Origin of the sequence: Nocardia sp. NBC_00416 (assembly GCF_036032445.1) — a bacterium.
Classification (GTDB): domain Bacteria; phylum Actinomycetota; class Actinomycetes; order Mycobacteriales; family Mycobacteriaceae; genus Nocardia.
In genome coordinates, this window is the sequence record NZ_CP107932.1 from 4,200,292 (window position 1) to 4,215,633 (window position 15,342).

General features: G+C 68.5%; 15 protein-coding genes. 7 read left to right on the forward strand and 8 right to left on the reverse strand.

Features of this window, described 5'->3' with window-relative positions:
• Positions 1–34: 34 nt before the first annotated feature.
• Together OG804_RS17935 and OG804_RS17940 are read right to left on the reverse strand one after the other, a co-directional pair.
• Positions 35–385, reverse strand: coding sequence for a hypothetical protein (locus OG804_RS17935; protein WP_328387957.1), 351 nt, complete (start codon positions 383–385; stop codon positions 35–37).
• A 768-nt stretch (positions 386–1,153) separates the two neighbouring features.
• Positions 1,154–1,900, reverse strand: coding sequence for an Rv1157c family protein (locus tag OG804_RS17940; RefSeq protein ID WP_328387959.1), 747 nt, complete (start codon positions 1,898–1,900; stop codon positions 1,154–1,156).
• A gap of 452 nt (positions 1,901–2,352) precedes the next feature.
• On the opposite strand from OG804_RS17940, the gene OG804_RS17945 reads away from it, so the two are divergent.
• Complete coding sequence (locus tag OG804_RS17945; RefSeq protein WP_328398504.1) at positions 2,353–3,576, forward strand: mannosyltransferase; 1,224 nt, start codon at positions 2,353–2,355, stop codon at positions 3,574–3,576.
• On the opposite strand, the gene OG804_RS17950 is transcribed toward OG804_RS17945, so the two are convergent.
• Both OG804_RS17950 and OG804_RS17955 read right to left on the reverse strand, forming a co-directional pair.
• On the reverse strand, positions 3,524–3,811 hold the full coding sequence (locus tag OG804_RS17950; RefSeq protein WP_328387961.1) for a 4a-hydroxytetrahydrobiopterin dehydratase: 288 nt from the start codon (positions 3,809–3,811) through the stop codon (positions 3,524–3,526). The genes OG804_RS17945 and OG804_RS17950 overlap by 53 nt on opposite strands.
• Positions 3,812–3,854: 43 nt before the next feature.
• On the reverse strand, positions 3,855–4,031 hold the full coding sequence (locus OG804_RS17955; RefSeq protein ID WP_328387963.1) for a hypothetical protein: 177 nt from the start codon (positions 4,029–4,031) through the stop codon (positions 3,855–3,857).
• A 149-nt stretch (positions 4,032–4,180) separates the two neighbouring features.
• Between OG804_RS17955 and typA the strand changes: the two genes are divergently transcribed.
• The 4 genes from typA to OG804_RS17975 all read left to right on the forward strand — a co-directional run bounded on the left by typA (position 4,181) and on the right by OG804_RS17975 (position 9,361).
• Complete coding sequence (typA, locus tag OG804_RS17960) at positions 4,181–6,079, forward strand: translational GTPase TypA (RefSeq protein WP_328387964.1); 1,899 nt, start codon at positions 4,181–4,183, stop codon at positions 6,077–6,079.
• A gap of 41 nt (positions 6,080–6,120) precedes the next feature.
• On the forward strand, positions 6,121–7,908 hold the full coding sequence (locus OG804_RS17965) for an ABC transporter family substrate-binding protein (RefSeq protein WP_442941561.1): 1,788 nt from the start codon (positions 6,121–6,123) through the stop codon (positions 7,906–7,908).
• Positions 7,905–8,801 carry an N-acetyl-1-D-myo-inositol-2-amino-2-deoxy-alpha-D-glucopyranoside deacetylase gene (mshB, locus tag OG804_RS17970; protein ID WP_328387965.1) on the forward strand — a complete coding sequence of 299 codons (897 nt, stop codon included), beginning with the start codon at positions 7,905–7,907 and terminating at the stop codon, positions 8,799–8,801. The genes OG804_RS17965 and mshB overlap by 4 nt, the downstream gene beginning before the upstream one ends.
• Positions 8,802–8,926: 125 nt before the next feature.
• Entirely contained in the window at positions 8,927–9,361 is a 435-nt protein-coding gene (locus tag OG804_RS17975; protein ID WP_328387966.1) for a hypothetical protein, read from the forward strand.
• 21 nt (positions 9,362–9,382) lie between these two features.
• Here the strand turns inward: OG804_RS17975 and OG804_RS17980 are convergent, their stop codons facing one another.
• On the reverse strand, positions 9,383–10,114 hold the full coding sequence (locus OG804_RS17980; protein WP_328387968.1) for a DUF1906 domain-containing protein: 732 nt from the start codon (positions 10,112–10,114) through the stop codon (positions 9,383–9,385).
• Positions 10,115–10,310: 196 nt separating this feature from the next.
• Positions 10,311–11,456 carry a hypothetical protein gene (locus OG804_RS17985; RefSeq protein WP_328387969.1) on the reverse strand — a complete coding sequence of 382 codons (1,146 nt, stop codon included), beginning with the start codon at positions 11,454–11,456 and terminating at the stop codon, positions 10,311–10,313.
• Between the two features lie 292 nt (positions 11,457–11,748).
• Between OG804_RS17985 and OG804_RS17990 the strand changes: the two genes are divergently transcribed.
• A complete protein-coding gene (locus OG804_RS17990; RefSeq protein ID WP_328387971.1) occupies positions 11,749–12,273 on the forward strand; it encodes a MarR family winged helix-turn-helix transcriptional regulator in 525 nt (174 codons plus the stop codon).
• Positions 12,270–12,917, forward strand: a complete 648-nt coding sequence (locus OG804_RS17995; protein WP_328387973.1) for a TerD family protein — start codon at positions 12,270–12,272, stop codon at positions 12,915–12,917. Before OG804_RS17990 ends, OG804_RS17995 begins: the two co-directional genes overlap by 4 nt.
• Positions 12,918–12,931: 14 nt before the next feature.
• Here OG804_RS17995 and OG804_RS18000 read toward each other — a convergent pair whose 3' ends face one another.
• Positions 12,932–13,345 carry a TIGR03668 family PPOX class F420-dependent oxidoreductase gene (locus OG804_RS18000; protein ID WP_328387975.1) on the reverse strand — a complete coding sequence of 138 codons (414 nt, stop codon included), beginning with the start codon at positions 13,343–13,345 and terminating at the stop codon, positions 12,932–12,934.
• Positions 13,346–13,386: 41 nt separating this feature from the next.
• The gene (locus OG804_RS18005) at positions 13,387–15,339 is read right to left on the reverse strand and encodes a VWA domain-containing protein (protein ID WP_328387977.1); all 1,953 of its coding nucleotides are present in this window, start codon (positions 15,337–15,339) and stop codon (positions 13,387–13,389) included.
• Between the last annotated feature and the right edge of the window lie 3 nt (positions 15,340–15,342).

Here is a 15,342-nt window from a genome sequence, read left to right on the forward strand (position 1 = left end):
GGCGAACGTGCGCCGCGAACCGAAGGCGGCGGAGTCAGGTCTGGCAGTGCCGGGTGGGGGCCACCCGCAGATCCGGTTCGTCCGCGACCACCCGCAGCTCGGGGCGGGTATCCGGACTGTGGTGGTCACCCATCCACGACAGCAGCGACCAGCGGGACAGCCCCGACAGCGCCGAGCCGAGACTCAGGAAGGATCCACTGGAGATCGCCGAGCCGAACGACCCGATGGAACCGATGGACAGCACCGACCCCACGCTGCCGATGGACAGAATCGAATACGCCGACCCGATCGACAGGATCGACCCTTCGGATCGGAACGACAGGATCGATCGGGACGAGCGCCGGCTCCGAATGTTGGACTTGTACGAATTCTCGACAGTCGCCATCACCCCGGTCTACCACAGCGCCGACACATCGGCAGTCGTCCACTCCGCCCGGAACCCGACCGGCCCCCACCGCTCTTGTGGTGAACACCTGCCGGAGCAGCGCACAGGTCCGTCCGCCCGGCCCGCCTCGTCGGGGAACCCCCCTGAAAAACTGCCGGAACTCCGCAATCCCCCTGCGACGCAGCCGAACACCGACCCGCCCCGCAGGACCTCGCTGCACCACTGTCACCCGTGGTCGGACCCGAGCGGCCGGACCACAGCAGCGCAGCGGCCAGCGACATATGACCGCAGCCGAAAAGAGAGGCCGTCAGCAGCCGCCGAGACCTCCCACGGGTATCAACAGGTGGCGACCGCACCGATTGTCACGTGGTCCGGCCGATGAAATCCCTGGTCCACCCGCCCGGGTTCGGAGCGCCGAAACGCGATCACCGAGCGCACGAATGACAGCGCGTGCAGAGCGAAACCGTCCGTACTCGCTCCGCCGCGATCCACCACACCCCGCGCATCACCGACACGATATCGACGCCGCCGAATTGCCCCACCACACAGAACTCCCGTGGCGCTCACATTCATCCCGCCGACCACATCCTTGGTCGGGGTTGACGAGGGCCCCGACCCGCGACGCCGAAGGCGCCGCAATCCCACACAGTCGGGGCCCGCCCCGGTTCTGGAGCGACAGAGCGAAGGAGCGCAGCGACTGAGCGGCGGAGTGAAGAACCGGGGTTGACAAGGGCCCCGACCCGCCCCGCCGCAGGCGGGGCCAATAACTCAGACGGTGAAGAAACCGAGGGTCGGCATGAACGTGCAGGTGCGCGCTTCGGTTTCGGTCGCCTGTGTGGTGAGTCCGCCGCCGATCACCGCGACGATCCGGCCGCTGCCGGTGTTCGCGATGGCCGAGAGCGTGGCCGGGCCGTCCGGGTTGATCTTGGCCTCATCGGTGAGTACCTGCGAGCCCGACGCACCCGTGTCCAGGTTCCGCCACTGCACCGTCATCGGCTTCACCTGTTCGGCCGTCGGCCGTTCGGTGCCCAGGGCGGTGAAGACGAAACCGGTCTGACCGGCGGCCGGTCCGGGCGGCGGCAGTTGCGCCGGGCCGGGTACCGCGAGGGCGGTGCCGACGGAATCGCCGGACGGCGCGATGCAGCCCTGGCCGATGGTCGGGTAGAGGAACTGGGCGATCGCCGGACCGGATTCCGGGATGTCGGGGCCGCCGCCGCCGCTGCCGTCCAGGAACGTGATGACCCGTTCCAGAGTCGATTTGATCTGCGGGGGCAGGTTCACCGTGTCCAGTAGCGCGCGGGCCTGGGCCAGGATGGTCGCCTGGGGGCCCGGGGCGGCGACGTCCTTGGCCACCGGAGCGTTGACGATGGCCGGGGCCAGGGCGGCGAGAACGTCGACGGGAACCCCTTCGGGGACCATCGGGACGCTGCTCACCGACGCCTCGGTGGCCGGTCCCGCGACGGCAGTCGCGGGCGCCACGAGGGAGGCGCCCGCCGCAATGGCGAGCGCGGACATTGCGATCCGCGATCCTCGGGTGCGAAGCACTGGTCTAGCCGTCCTTACCTCGGGTACATCTGGGCGACGCTGAAAAGCCGTCGTTTCGGGGTCACTCTAAGGACACTGACGCGCGTTGTACAGCACCGGGGTCGGGATTGCGACCCCCATTTCTCTGTGCTACCAGACAGTAGCGGGTGATTCTAGTGACTGGTGTGAAAATTGAGGCAAATGTATACCTGTGACGCGTCGGTTGCTCGATGGTTACCGGACACTGTGCGCAAGGTTTGCCGCCACCCCGAACGGACACTCGGAAGGCTCGCGCCCGCACCGAAAACGGTGGGGTTAATGTATTCCGGGCCGGAAAATCCTGCCGACGCGCCCAACAGCACCGGGTCCGGCTGCCGGCCCGGGCAGACTCGAAAGCTCGTGCATTGACTCAGCCCCGCGCCCGGACCGATATCCGGCGGTTCATGCCCTTCCGCCTGGCCCTGGCGGCGCTCGGGATCACCGTACTGGCGCGGCTGCTGTGGATGCTGCTCACCGTCAACGGAATGAACCTGGTCGACCTGCACGTCTATGTGGACGGATCGGCGGCCCTGCTCACCGATCATCTCTACGATTTCACCTACGCCGAGAAAACACCGGATTTCCCGCTGCCCTTCACCTATCCGCCCTTCGCCGCGGTGGTCTTCTTCCCCTTGCACTTCCTCCCGTTCACCGTCGTGGCGGTGTTGTGGCTGTTCGCGATCGTCGCCGCGCTCTACTGGGTGGTGCGGATCGCGTTCGAACTACTGCTGGGCCCGGAGGCGCTGCACGAGCCGCGGTGGCGCACCGCCATGGTGGCGTGGACCGCGGTGGGCCTGTGGTTCGAGCCTGTCCGCACGACGATCGACTACGGGCAGGTCAATGTCTTCTTGATGCTCGGCGTGATGATCGCTGTCCGCAGCACTCGATGGTGGCTGTCGGGCACGCTGGTCGGCGCTGTCGCGGGAATCAAACTGACTCCGGCGATCAGCGGGCTCTACTTCCTCGCGCGGCGACGCTGGGCCGCCGCGGTCTGGTCCGCGGTGGTGTTCGGGGCGACGGTGGCGGCCAGTTTCTTGATCAACCCCGAGGAGACCCGGCGGTATTTCGGCACGCTGCTCGGCGATGCCGATCGGATCGGGCCGGTGGGGTCGGTGTGGAACCAGTCGTTGCGCGGCGCGCTGAGCCGACTGCTGGGCAGCGATGTCGGCACCGGGCCGTGGTGGCTGGCCGGCGTCCTGGTGACCGCCGCGCTGGGATGGTTCGCGTGGCGCGCCCTGCGCCGCGACGATCTGCTGGGGACCGCGCTGATCGTGCAGTTGTTCGGGCTGATGATCTCGCCCATCTCCTGGTCGCACCATTGGGGCTGGCTGCTGCCGGCCGTCCTGTGGCTGCTCTACGGGCCGTACCGGGCAGTCCCCGGCGCGAAGATCCTGGCCGGGTACTGGCTGCTGACGACCCTGATCGGAGCGCCCTGGGTGCTCTCGTTCCTGCAGGATTCGATCTGGACCATCTCCCGCTGGGGCGTCTGGTCCTGGCTCGGCGCGGTGGACGCGATCGGCGTTCTGACCCTTTACGGCTGGATGATCTGGGCGGGCCGGACGGTTTCCCGGACCGCTACCGTGCCAGCCGATCTATCTCACGGGCCAGCGCCACGTCCTGTGCCGTGAGCCCACCGGCGGAATGCGTGGAGAGCGTGAAGGTCACCTTGCGCCAGCGGATGTCGATATCGGGATGATGGTTCGCGGTCTCTGCGATATCGGCCACCTGTCGCACCAGTTCTATTCCGGCGGGAAAGGTGGCGGCCGCGACGGTCCGGGTCAGCGAATCACCGGCGCGGGTCCACTCCGGCAGCGATTCGAGCGCGGCGGCGATCTCGGATTCGGAAAGCAGTGGTGTGGTCATTTCGCCGTGGTACCCCGGAACACCGAGTTGAACAACTACCTGCTCACGCCGCACGCGCCTTCTTGAGCCCCTTCTTCAAATCCTTACCGGTGGCGCCCGTGGCCTCCAGGCGCTTCATCCGCATGATGACCACAGGGCATTTCACGCAGCGCGTCTTCTTACGACAGCACTTCTTCTTAGGCTTGAGGCTCGAAACCTCGCTCGCCTTGACCTTGCCCATGCGGGTTAGCATACCCTTACCTCTGGGCGCTTCCAGCAGGCCACCATCTCCCCGGTAGGGTGTAATCGGCCCAGATGCCCGGTGAGTTTCGAATCTCCCTGTCGCAGGGTCCGGCCGCAAGCAACAGTTAACCAGCAGGAGGAACCGGCGTGTCGTCTACACGCGATTTTCGCAACGTAGCCATCGTGGCCCACGTCGACCACGGTAAGACGACGCTCGTCGACGCCATGCTGCGGCAGTCCGGGGCGTTCGCCGAACGAGCCGAGCCCGTGGATCGGGTGATGGACTCCGGCGACCTGGAACGCGAGAAGGGCATCACCATTCTCGCCAAGAACACCGCCGTCCATCGGCACCATCCCGACGGCAGCGTCACGGTCATCAATGTCATCGACACCCCCGGCCACGCCGATTTCGGCGGTGAGGTCGAACGCGGCCTGTCCATGGTCGACGGTGTGGTGCTGCTGGTCGACGCCTCCGAGGGCCCGCTGCCGCAGACCCGGTTCGTGCTGCGCAAGGCGCTGTCGGCCTGTCTGCCGGTGATCCTGGTGGTCAACAAGACCGACCGGCCCGACGCGCGGATCGCCGAGGTCGTCGAGGAGAGCCACGACCTGCTGCTGGACCTGGCCTCCGATCTCGACGACGACGCCGCCGAAGCCGCCGAACTCGCGCTGGACCTGCCGGTCCTCTACGCCTCCGGTCGCGCGGGCAAGGCATCCAAGGAGCAGCCGCAGAACGGCGAGGTGCCGAACGCGGAGAATCTGGACGCGCTGTTCGACGTGCTGCTGGAGAACATCCCCGCCCCCAAGGGCGATCCGGCCGCCGCGCTGCAGGCTCACGTCACCAACCTCGACGCCTCCGCCTTCCTGGGCCGGCTCGCGCTCGTCCGGATCCACAACGGCGAACTCCGCAAAGGCCAGAACGTCGCGTGGATGCACGCCGACGGGGTGAAGACGGTCAAGATCACCGAACTGCTGCAGACCATCGGCGTCGAACGGCAGCCGGGTGAGGTCGCGGTGGCCGGCGATATCGTCGCCGTCGCCGGCATCTCCGACATCATGATCGGCGATACCCTCGCCGATCCGGAGGAGCCCGTCGCGCTGCCGCGCATCACGGTGGACGAACCCGCCATCGCGGTGGTCATCGGCACCAACACCTCGCCGCTGGTCGGCCGGGTGAAGGGCCACAAGCTGACCGCGCGGATGGTGAAGTCGCGGCTCGACCAGGAACTGGTGGGCAACGTCTCACTGCGTGTGCTCGATATCGGGCGCCCGGACGCCTGGGAGGTCCAGGGCCGTGGCGAACTCGCGTTGGCCATCCTGGTCGAACAGATGCGACGTGAGGGTTTCGAGCTGACCGTCGGCAAACCGCAGGTGGTGACCCGGCAGGTCAACGGCAAGGTGCACGAGCCCTACGAAGAACTCACCATCGACTGCCCGGACGAATACCTGGGCGCCATCACTCAGCTGCTGGCCGCCCGCAAGGGCAAGATGGTGCAGATGACCAACCACGCCGCGGGCTGGGTGCGGATGGAATTCATCGTGCCCTCGCGCGGGCTGATCGGATTCCGTACCGATTTCCTGACCGAAACCCGCGGCACCGGTATCGCCAATGCCGTCTCGCACGGTTACGCGCCGTGGGCCGGTGAGATCCGGGCCCGGCACACCGGGTCACTGGTCTCCGACCGGGCCGGCAGCGTGACCCCGTTCGCCATGATCCAGCTCGCCGATCGCGGGCAGTTCTTCGTCGAGCCGGGCGCGGAAACCTATGAGGGCATGGTCGTCGGGATCAACCCGCGCGCCGAGGACCTCGATATCAATGTGACCAAGGAGAAGAAGCTCACCAATATGCGGTCCTCCACCGCCGATGTCATGGAGACGCTCGCCAAGCCACTCCAGCTGGACCTGGAAGCCGCCATGGAATTCTGCGCGGGCGACGAATGCGTCGAGGTGACGCCGGAGTTCGTGCGGGTGCGCAAGGTCACACTGCCCGCCAACGAGCGGGCCCGTGAGCTGTCGCGCCGCAAGGCGCGCGACCGGGCATCGCTGTAAGCGGTTTCGCCGCCGGACGGGGCGGCACGGGTTTGGGTAGAGTGCCGAACGTGATTTCGGGGAGGCGCGCGGTGTGGCGCGGGCTGCTGGTGCTCGCAGCGGTGCTCATTCCGGTGACGGCCGGATGCACCGCCGACCCGCCGCCGCCCATCGCCAGTACGGACAGCCCGAAAACCGAGCCGGCGCAGCCGACCAAGAACACGGTCGTCGTCGCCATCGACGACATCGGCATCGGATTCAATCCACATCTGCGGTCCAACCAGTCCCCGGCGACCGCCGCGGTGGCCGCGATGGTGTTGCCGAGCCCGTTCCGGCCGACACCCGATCCGGCGTTGCCCGGCGGGACGCTCTGGATACCGGACACCGCCCTGGTCGATTCGGCGACGGTGACCTCCCAGACGCCGTTCACCGTCACCTACAAGCTGAAGGACCAGGCCAACTGGTCCGACGGCGCGCCGATCGCGGCCGAGGACTTCCATTACCTCTGGCAGCAGATGATCACCCAGCCGGGTGTCATCGACCCGGCCGGTTACCGCCTCATCTCCGAGGTCCGTTCCTCGGGCGGCGGCAAAACCGTGTCCGTGGTGTTCAACCAGCCGTATCCGGCGTGGCCGCATCTGTTCGCGAATCTGTTGCCCTCGCATCTGATGAAGGATTCGCCGGGCGGCTTCCAGCGGACGCTGGTCGAGCAGATACCGGTGTCGGGCGGCAATTTCACCATCGAATCCGCCGACCCGGGTCGGGACGAGATCCTGCTGGAACGAAACGACCGCTTCTGGGGCACCCCGGCCCGCCCCGACCAGATCCTGCTGCGGCGCGGCGGCACCCCCGCCCAGCTGGCGGATTCGCTGCGCACCGGCGATACGCAGATGGCACTGGTACACGGCGGGGTCGCTACCCAGTCCCAGCTGGCCGCGATCCCCTCGGTCCGCACGGCCATCATGCCGCAGTCCCGCCAACTCCGGCTCACGCTGAACGGCCGCGAGGGCGTACTCAGCGATCACCGGGTCCGGACGGCGGTGCTGGCGCTCCTCGATCCGGCGCTGCTGGCCACAGTCGGCGCGCAAACCGGGAACTGGGTGGAACCGGTGCGCGCACAAGTGCTCTCCCCTTCCGATCCCGGCTACGCCCCGACCGAGCCACCCCGGCTCAACCCCGACCAGGCCTTCGGTCTACTGGCCGAGGCCGGATTCGGCCGCGCCCCCGAACCACCGCCCGTCTCGGCGACCTCACCGGCGCCGCGGCCGCGCTCGCTGGCTCGCAACGGTGAGCCGCTGGTACTCCGGATCGGTGCGGTGACCGGCGACGATACCGCGCTCGCTGTGGCCAATACCGCCGCCGACCAGCTGCGCAGCGCCGGAATCGACGCCTCGGTGCGCAATCTCGCTGCGGACGAACTGTACGGAAAAGGCCTGGTGGAGAACACGGTCGACGCCGTCGTCGGCTGGGAGGCGACCGGTGGCGATCCCGCGACCGCCCTGGCCTCGCGCTACGGCTGCCCGCCCGAACCACCCGCCGCGCCCGCGAAAGACGGCGCGGAAACCGAGGTTCCGGCCGCCGTGGAAGCGGCCCGCCGGGCTCCGAGCAATCTGTCCGGTATCTGCGATCCGCAATTCCAGCCGTCGATCGACGGCGCCCTGCACGGTGTCGAGGTGCCACGGACCCTCGCCGAAGCCGAACCCCGGCTGTGGGGAGAGTCCACGGTGCTGCCGATCGTGCAGGACAATGTGGTCGCCGCGGCCGGCCCCTCGGTGGACGGCGCCTCGCTCAGCGGTGCGATCCAGGCCGGGATCTTCGGTGACGCGGCGATGTGGCGGCGGATGCCGTGACCGAGACCGCCGACCCCGGTGCGGGCGGACTGCTGCTGGTCCACGCGCACCCCGACGACGAGACGATCACCACCGGGGGCACTATCGCCCACTATCGGCGACTCGGGGTACCGGTCACCGTACTGACCTGCACACTCGGCGAAGAGGGCGAAGTGGTCGGCGAGCAGTGGGCGGGCCTGACCGCGGACCACGCCGATCAACTGGGCGGTTACCGGATCGGCGAACTCACCCGGGCGCTCGCCGAACTCGGCGCCGGACCCCCCTGCTTCCTGGGGGGAGCCGGGCGCTGGCGTGACTCCGGGATGGCCGGCACCCCGTCGGCCGAGCATCCGCGGGCCTTCGTCAACGCCGGCGACGCGGCGGTCGAATCGCTCACCGAGGTGATCCTGCGACTGCGACCGCGCGTGGTGGTGACCTACGACCCGCAGGGCGGATACGGCCACCCGGACCATATCCAGGCCCACCGTGTTACGACCGCGGCCGTGGCGGCCGCCGCCGAGCGGGGCTGGGACACGCCCAAGTTCTATTGGACCGTGACCGACGGCGATATCCTGCGCGATCATCTGCGGGCCCTGGCCCGGCGCACGGTCGACGACCTGCCCGGTGCCCTGCCGGCGGGCTGGCGGCTGGCCGCGGAGAACGAGTTGGCGTGCGTCCCGGGCGATACGGTGACGACGACCATCGATGTCGCGGAGGTGCTGGCCGGTAAACGCGCCGCACTGCGGGCCCACGCCACCCAGCTCACGGTCGCACCCTCGGGCCGGGAATTCGCGTTGACCAACATGATCGCCCAACCGGTGCTGCCGGAAGAGCATTTCGTACTGGTCCGTGGCCGGGCCCGGCCCGGCGGCGTGGACGGCCGGGAAGACGACCTGTTCGCCGGACTGGCGTAGCCGCCCGGGCCGCGGCCGGCGAATAGACTCGACGGCATGCTGCACTGGGTAACGGTAGGCGAGATCGGCCGCGACGCCGCGGCCGGCGCGACGGCGGATCCGCGTTCGACGGCCCGGGCACACGGATGACCGCCGCGGTGGACGGCCAAGCGGGTACGACCTCCCGGCCGCGGGCGGCCGCGTGGGTGGCCGCGGTACTCGCGCCGGTGCTGATCGCGGTGCTGGTGTGCGACGCGGTGATCACGCTGATCTTGGAAGTCCTCTACCTCCCCCTGTACGTCGGCAGCACTGCCGTGCCGATCGCCGCGCTGCTCGCCGCGCCGGTGAACGTGGCCCTGGTGTGGGCGGCCGCCACCGTCACCAACCGGGTGATCGTGCTCTTCCTGCCGATCGGCGCGTGGCTGGTGGCCTTTCTCGCCGCCGCCAGCCGTGGCCCCGGCGGGGATGTCCCGCTGCGCAGCGATCTGCCGACGCTGCTGCTGTTCCTGTGCGGGACGGTGCCGGCGCTGCTCTATATGTATGTGATCGCCAACCGGAGAAACAGCTCGGCGCGTCGATGATCCGCGCGGGCCGCGCGATGTTCACCAGGCTCCGTACTCCGCGGCGAGGATATCGTTGACGTCCACCCCGACACCGTCGACCGTGCGATCGTCGATCTCGAACTGGTGCAGGTGCGCGGCCGGATGGACGTATCCTGGCGCCGTCCCCCAATCGTGCTGCCAGAACCAGGAACCCACGCCCGCGGTCCGGGCCAGGTCGATGGTGGGAGCGTTGGCGTAGACGCCGGTGTTCTCCCGCCCGATGACTGTCTGCCAGCCGTACAGGTAGGGCAGGATCATGGTCGCGAAGTCCACCGGGGTGGGGTTGTCGTCGATAGAGGCGTAGATCGGCCGACCGTCCGGCCCGCCGGCCGCCCGGTGCAGCGCGAGTCCTCGCTCGGCGTGCCGTTTACCGGCCTCCAGTCCACCCCGCCAATCGGCGGTGGGCCCTTTCCCGAACTGGTAGCAGGACACCACCGTCAGCCCCGCTTCCCGCAGCTCCGCGACTTCCCCGGCCAGCAGCGGTTTCCCGGCCATCCATTCCGCCCCCGGCCGCCGATCCGAGACATAGCGGATGACACCGGTGTGGCCGGCCGCCTTGATCGCCGCCGCGGACGGCACTCCACCCGCGTAGTCGAGCAGCGTCCCCAGCGATGCCGCCGCGGCCCGGGGAGTGCCGGTCCGGGGAACGCCGAATGTCGAACCCGCCGCGCCGGCGGCCACGGCGGCAGCCGTGTACCCGAGCAGAGCACGACGAGACAGGGCAGAAACCATCGCAGGACTCCTTCGCACACCCCGGGTAGAACGGCAACAGCGTGCCCGGCGCACCTTCCCCATCAGCACTGTGTGCGCCGGGAGCCTCGAACGTGCAGATATTGCACCACATTCACACCCGAACCGCCAGAACCGAACGCCTCATATGCCACACGCGTCACAGCCTGGAAGAGCCCGCACCGGAGTTCCCGAGCGACTACAACAGCCGGTCGATCCGCTCCCCCACATCGAGCGTGCGATTCGCCGGGTCGGCCAGTTCGGCCCGTACCACCCGGAGCACCTGGGCCACGATCTGCTTCTTGATCCGCGCCAGGCCGCCCAACGCCGCCGCGCGCATCCCCTGAGCCGCGTATTCGAGCCGGACGTCCGCCCGCACCGGCGGCTCGACCTCGACCACGATCAGTAGCGGATCGGCCGCGTGCGCGGTGAGTTGCAGCGGTATCTCCACGTCCGCGCGGTAGCGGTTGTCCTTGAGGACGCTGACGGTGATATCGAGCGATACCGGGACCGTCAGATCGAACCGGACCAGCGCTGGATCATCGTCGGCGGTGGACGCCGGCGGGCGATCGGAGAGTTCGGGCAGGCCGACTTCACCGTGGACGGTGACCTGTGCCGCGGCCCGGGGACCGGTGCGCATCGGGCCGATATCGATCTGCCGACCGGCCAGGTGCGTGATGAATTGGCCGACGCGGTCGCGAGTGACGAGACGCGGGAAGAAGCGGCGGCCGAATTCCGCGTAGTCGATCCATTCGAAGGTGGTCCGAGACCGGTGCGGGGAACGTTCGCGGGCGACGATCGCCTCGATATCGTAGATCCGGCTGCGCATCACGCCCGGATCGCGCAGCATCCCGTTCACCCGGTGGGCGACTTCCCGTTGCAGGAGCCCCGCTATGGGGTCGAGCAGCCATTCGGCGACCGCGTCGGCGGCGGACAGACGCAGCCGCACGCTCACATCCGACTGCCGCACCCGTGGGATATCGATCACGATGAGCAGCGGATCCGCGGTGCGGGCGTGAAAGGTGAGGTCGATCGACATCACTGTTTCCACTCGCAACGGTGTGCCACCGAGCAGGATCTTGGCCGTCAGCGACACCGGTATCCGCACATCGAAGGCGATGTCCGGAGCTCGGCGCACCACCACGGGCCGGCCGATCTTCCCTTCGGCGAGGAATCCGGCGAGCCCGGCGGGCACCAGGTTGAACGGGCCGATCGTGAGCCCGCGCCCGGCGATCCCGGCGACCGCCGCTTCGATCCGCCGCTCGGTCACCGCGTGTGTGACGAACCGCCTGCCGAATTCGGCGTAGTCGATCCATTCCGGGTTGACTGACTCGATCGGTTCCATGAGCCGTTCCGACACCTTCACCTCCACCGACTGAGGGTCACGCTACGCGATCGAGGTTTCGGTACGGTACGGCCTGCCCCGGCACGGCTACAGCCGCCCGTATCCGACGATATGGATATCGGATACGGCGGTGGGGTCCCATCATTCGATTCGTACACCGCCGCTTTCGTTTCCGCCGAGGGTGGTGAGCGTGCCGTTGACGCCGCCGCCGCGGTCACGAATATGCACGTTACACAGCATGTGTATGGTGCATAATTTTGTATTCGGGCGAATCAGGCGACATAGTGTGCGAATGTCCGATTCGGCTGCTCTGCCCGCCGCGACCGCGGCGGCCGATCGCCGGGACCCAGAGGTCCTCGCGCGGCTCGTCCTGGAACTGACTCTACTGTCCCGGCAGTACCCGGCCGCGCGCCGGAATTCGCCGTTCCAGCTGGACAGATCCGCCTACCTGATCCTCACCCGGTTACAGCTGGGCGAACCGCTGTCCCTGCGCGAACTTGCCGAGGCATTCGGCTTGGACGTGTCCACGATCAACCGCCAGGTCGCCGCCATGCTGGACCAGGACCTGGTGGAGCGGGTGCCCGACCCCGACGGCGGAGTCGCGCGCAAAATACGGCCGAGCGAGAAGGGACTCCGGATTTTCCGGGCCGATCTCGACCTGCAACAACGCGGAGTGGGCGCCGCGCTCGCCGATTGGCCCGACGACGACGTGGATCAGCTGGTCCGGCTGATGGAACGGTTCAACGAAGGCATCGAGGGGATCGCCCGGCACCCCTGGCCGCGGCCGCACCGGCCCACAGATTCTCCGGGTGGATGAGTACGAATCCGCCGGTCACCCGCCGTTCGCCGGCAGCCGGTACGGTGAAAGCCATGATCACGCTCAAAAAAGAAGACGGCGCAGCGGATCTCGCGGGGATCTCCAAGCTGAGCGTCGGAGTCAGCTGGGACCCCTCCGCTGGCGCCAGCGGTGGCGCGCTCGGCTGGGCGCGCCGCAAGAAGGGGGTGGACCTGGACCTGATCGCCATCCTCATGCAGGGCAGCGAGCCGGTCCGCTTCGCCGGACTGGATTCGCTGGACCCGCTGGGCAACAACTCGGTTCTGCACTCGGGCGACGAGCAGACCGGCGCGGCGGCCGGTGACGACGAAACCGTGCACGTCACCTTCGCCGACATCCCGGGCGGTATCGACGCCATCGTCTTCGTCGCGGCGGCCTTCAAGAAGGGCAGTTCCTTCGAGAAGGCGAACAACATCTCCTTCAAGGTCTACGACGCTTCCGGCGGTAGCAGCCAGCAGGTGGCCGATATCTGGCCGTCGCTGCTGGGCGCGGACAACGCGAACGCGGTGGCCCGGACGTTCCGCAACGGCAATGTCTGGCAGCTCGAGGTGCTCAACCGCAAGGGCAAGATCAAACAGGGCGACAAGCAGGCGCTGCTGCGGTTCGCTATGGGCGGCGGCTCCTGATCCGGGACCGGTGATCAGCTCGCCGCCCAGCCGGACCAGCGTCTGATGTCCAGCGCGATCACCGGCCCCGGCGGCGGCTGGGCCACGTACACCGGATAGCGCGCGGTCAGCCGATCCAGACCCTGCCGCGCCTCGTCCCCCGCAGCGATCCGGGCCGGCCCGTCGGCCCGGACCCACCACAGGCGAGACCAGTCCTCGTCGTAGAAATCGGCCAGCACAGCGATATTCGGGTTCGCCTCGATATTGGCCAGCCGGTGCAGCGCGGTGGTCGATTTCGGTTTCGCGTCGACCGCCGTGTAGACGATGTCACCGGCGACCGCGAATACGATCGGCACGATATGCGGTAGCCCCTCGGCGGTGACGGTCGCCAGCCTGGCCACCCGGGCCTCGGCGAACCGCGCCCGCGCCTGCCGTGCGTCCAGCCGCATTCACCCTCCTCGTGCCGTCTCCTGCTGGAGCCGGGCAGATTTCAGCGCCGCCGGCCCCGCAGATAGTCACTGACCACCGCGGCGCCGAGCCCGTCCAGGTCGGGCGCCACCACGCGTCCGCCGCCGCGCCGGGCCACCAGATCCACGAACGCCGCGAGCCGCGGTTCCTCACCCAGCATGAACACCGAGATCGAGGCGCCCAGCCGGGCGAGCGAATCCACCTGGGTCATGGTGACGGCCAGGGTGCGACGGTCCGGCGGCCAATTGAAGTAGGCCGTACCGTCCGGGTCCAAGTGGGCGGTCGGCTCACCGTCGGTGACCACCAGCACCACCGGTACCGCGTCGGGATGCCGGCGCAGATGCCGTCCGGCCAGCAGTAGCGCGTGGTGCAGATTCGTGCCTTGTTCCCAGACCGGTTCCAGGCCGGTCAGTTCCGCGATATCCACTGTCGCGGCATGCCGGCCGAAGGTGATCAGTTCCAGTGCGTCGGACCGGAATCGCGTGCTGATCAGGTGTTGCAGTGCCAGCGCCGTCCGTTTCATCGGCACCCAGCGACCGTCCTGCACCATCGACCACGAGGTGTCGACGCACAGCGCGACCGCTGCCCGGGAGCGCTGTTCTGTCTCGGTGATCTCCACATCCGCCACATCCAGGGTCACGGTGCCGTCCCCGGTGGCGGCGGTCCGCAGTACCGCGTTGCGCACCGTGCGCGAGACATCCCAGGGCTCGGTGTCGCCGAACTGCCACGGGCGGGTCGCGCCGGTCGGCTCACCGGCCGCGCCGGCGAGTGCGGTTTCGCGCTGACCTTTCCGACTCCGCAATTTCCCGACGATATCCCGCAACGCGACCTCGCCCAGCCGGCGCAGCGCCTTCGGGGTGAGCCGCAGCGATCCGTCGGCGGAGCGTTCGAACAGGCCCTGCCGGCTCAGTTCCCGCTCCAGTTCGGCCAGCCGGGCCGCGTCGACCCGGGCGTCGGCGCCCAGCTGCCGCTCCAGCATCTCCAGGTCGATATCTTCCAGCCGCGCACCGGGATAGGACTGGGCGAGCTGGGCGGCGAGCTCGTCGAGTTCGCCGAGGTCCTGCATCGCCTCGACAGCCTCGCCCATGCCCAGCGGGTCCTGCCCGCGGAAACGCCGCGCCGACTCCCAGTCCTGCCCGGGGCGCAGGGTGCGCAGGTTCGCGTCCAGATCGGCGATCTGCTGCGCGATCCGCGGATCGCCGAACGCCTGTCCGATGAGTTCGCTCAGTTCGGCGCGCTGCTGCGCCGACATCGAATTCATCATTCGCTGCGCGGCCGCGGCGCGAGCGGCCAGCGCGTCGATCAATTCGTCGGTGTCGCGCGGATTCTCCGGGAAGAACTCCCCGTGTTCGGCCATGAACTCGGCGAACCGCGCACCGGTGTCCTCGCCGCGGGCGTGCGCGGCGAGCAGGTCGTTGAGGTCCGACATCATCCGCCGGACGCGCTCCACGTCCTGCGGGGTCGTGCTCTGCAAGGCCTGCTTCATGCCCTGAAAGCGGGAGGCCAGCAGTTCCTCGCCGAGCAGATCGCGAATCTTCTGGTAGTTCTCGCGGCCGGTTTCGGAGCGCCACGGATATTCGCCGAGTTCGTTCACCGCGCCCGCGGTGCTCGACGGCAGTGCGTCCAACCGCATTTCGGCGAACCGCGCATCGTCGGACGGGTCCGGGAACAGCTCCCGCCGCTCGGCCTCCACTGCCTTGTCCAGCAGTTCCCGGACCTGCTGGAGCGTGCCGTCCAGCCGATGCGAGTGCGAGATCTCGGCCCGTCGCTCCCACAGGCGCCGGGTCAGCTCCTCGAGTCCGGGCATCCCGCTCGTCCCGCGCCGCAACAGCTCTTCGAGCGCCGAACGCGGCGAGGAACCCTCCATCACCTCGCGTCCGATCTCCGAGAGCGCCTCTCGCAGATCGAGTGGGGGCGCCAACGGATCGGGCCCTTCATGGTAGGGCCCGTAGGAATAACGGTCCGCCGCTGTCATCAC

Coding starts and splice junctions, on each gene's coding strand:
- OG804_RS17935 (WP_328387957.1), bottom strand. CDS start 385: ATGGCGACTGTCGAGAATTCGTACAAGTCCAACATTCGGAGCCGGCGC.
- OG804_RS17940 (WP_328387959.1), bottom strand. CDS start 1,900: ATGTCCGCGCTCGCCATTGCGGCGGGCGCCTCCCTCGTGGCGCCCGCG.
- OG804_RS17945 (WP_328398504.1), top strand. CDS start 2,353: ATGCCCTTCCGCCTGGCCCTGGCGGCGCTCGGGATCACCGTACTGGCG.
- OG804_RS17950 (WP_328387961.1), bottom strand. CDS start 3,811: ATGACCACACCACTGCTTTCCGAATCCGAGATCGCCGCCGCGCTCGAA.
- OG804_RS17955 (WP_328387963.1), bottom strand. CDS start 4,031: ATGGGCAAGGTCAAGGCGAGCGAGGTTTCGAGCCTCAAGCCTAAGAAG.
- OG804_RS17975 (WP_328387966.1), top strand. CDS start 8,927: ATGACCGCCGCGGTGGACGGCCAAGCGGGTACGACCTCCCGGCCGCGG.
- OG804_RS17980 (WP_328387968.1), bottom strand. CDS start 10,114: ATGGTTTCTGCCCTGTCTCGTCGTGCTCTGCTCGGGTACACGGCTGCC.
- OG804_RS17985 (WP_328387969.1), bottom strand. CDS start 11,456: ATGGAACCGATCGAGTCAGTCAACCCGGAATGGATCGACTACGCCGAA.
- OG804_RS17990 (WP_328387971.1), top strand. CDS start 11,749: ATGTCCGATTCGGCTGCTCTGCCCGCCGCGACCGCGGCGGCCGATCGC.
- OG804_RS17995 (WP_328387973.1), top strand. CDS start 12,270: ATGAGTACGAATCCGCCGGTCACCCGCCGTTCGCCGGCAGCCGGTACG.
- OG804_RS18000 (WP_328387975.1), bottom strand. CDS start 13,345: ATGCGGCTGGACGCACGGCAGGCGCGGGCGCGGTTCGCCGAGGCCCGG.
- OG804_RS18005 (WP_328387977.1), bottom strand. CDS start 15,339: ATGACAGCGGCGGACCGTTATTCCTACGGGCCCTACCATGAAGGGCCC.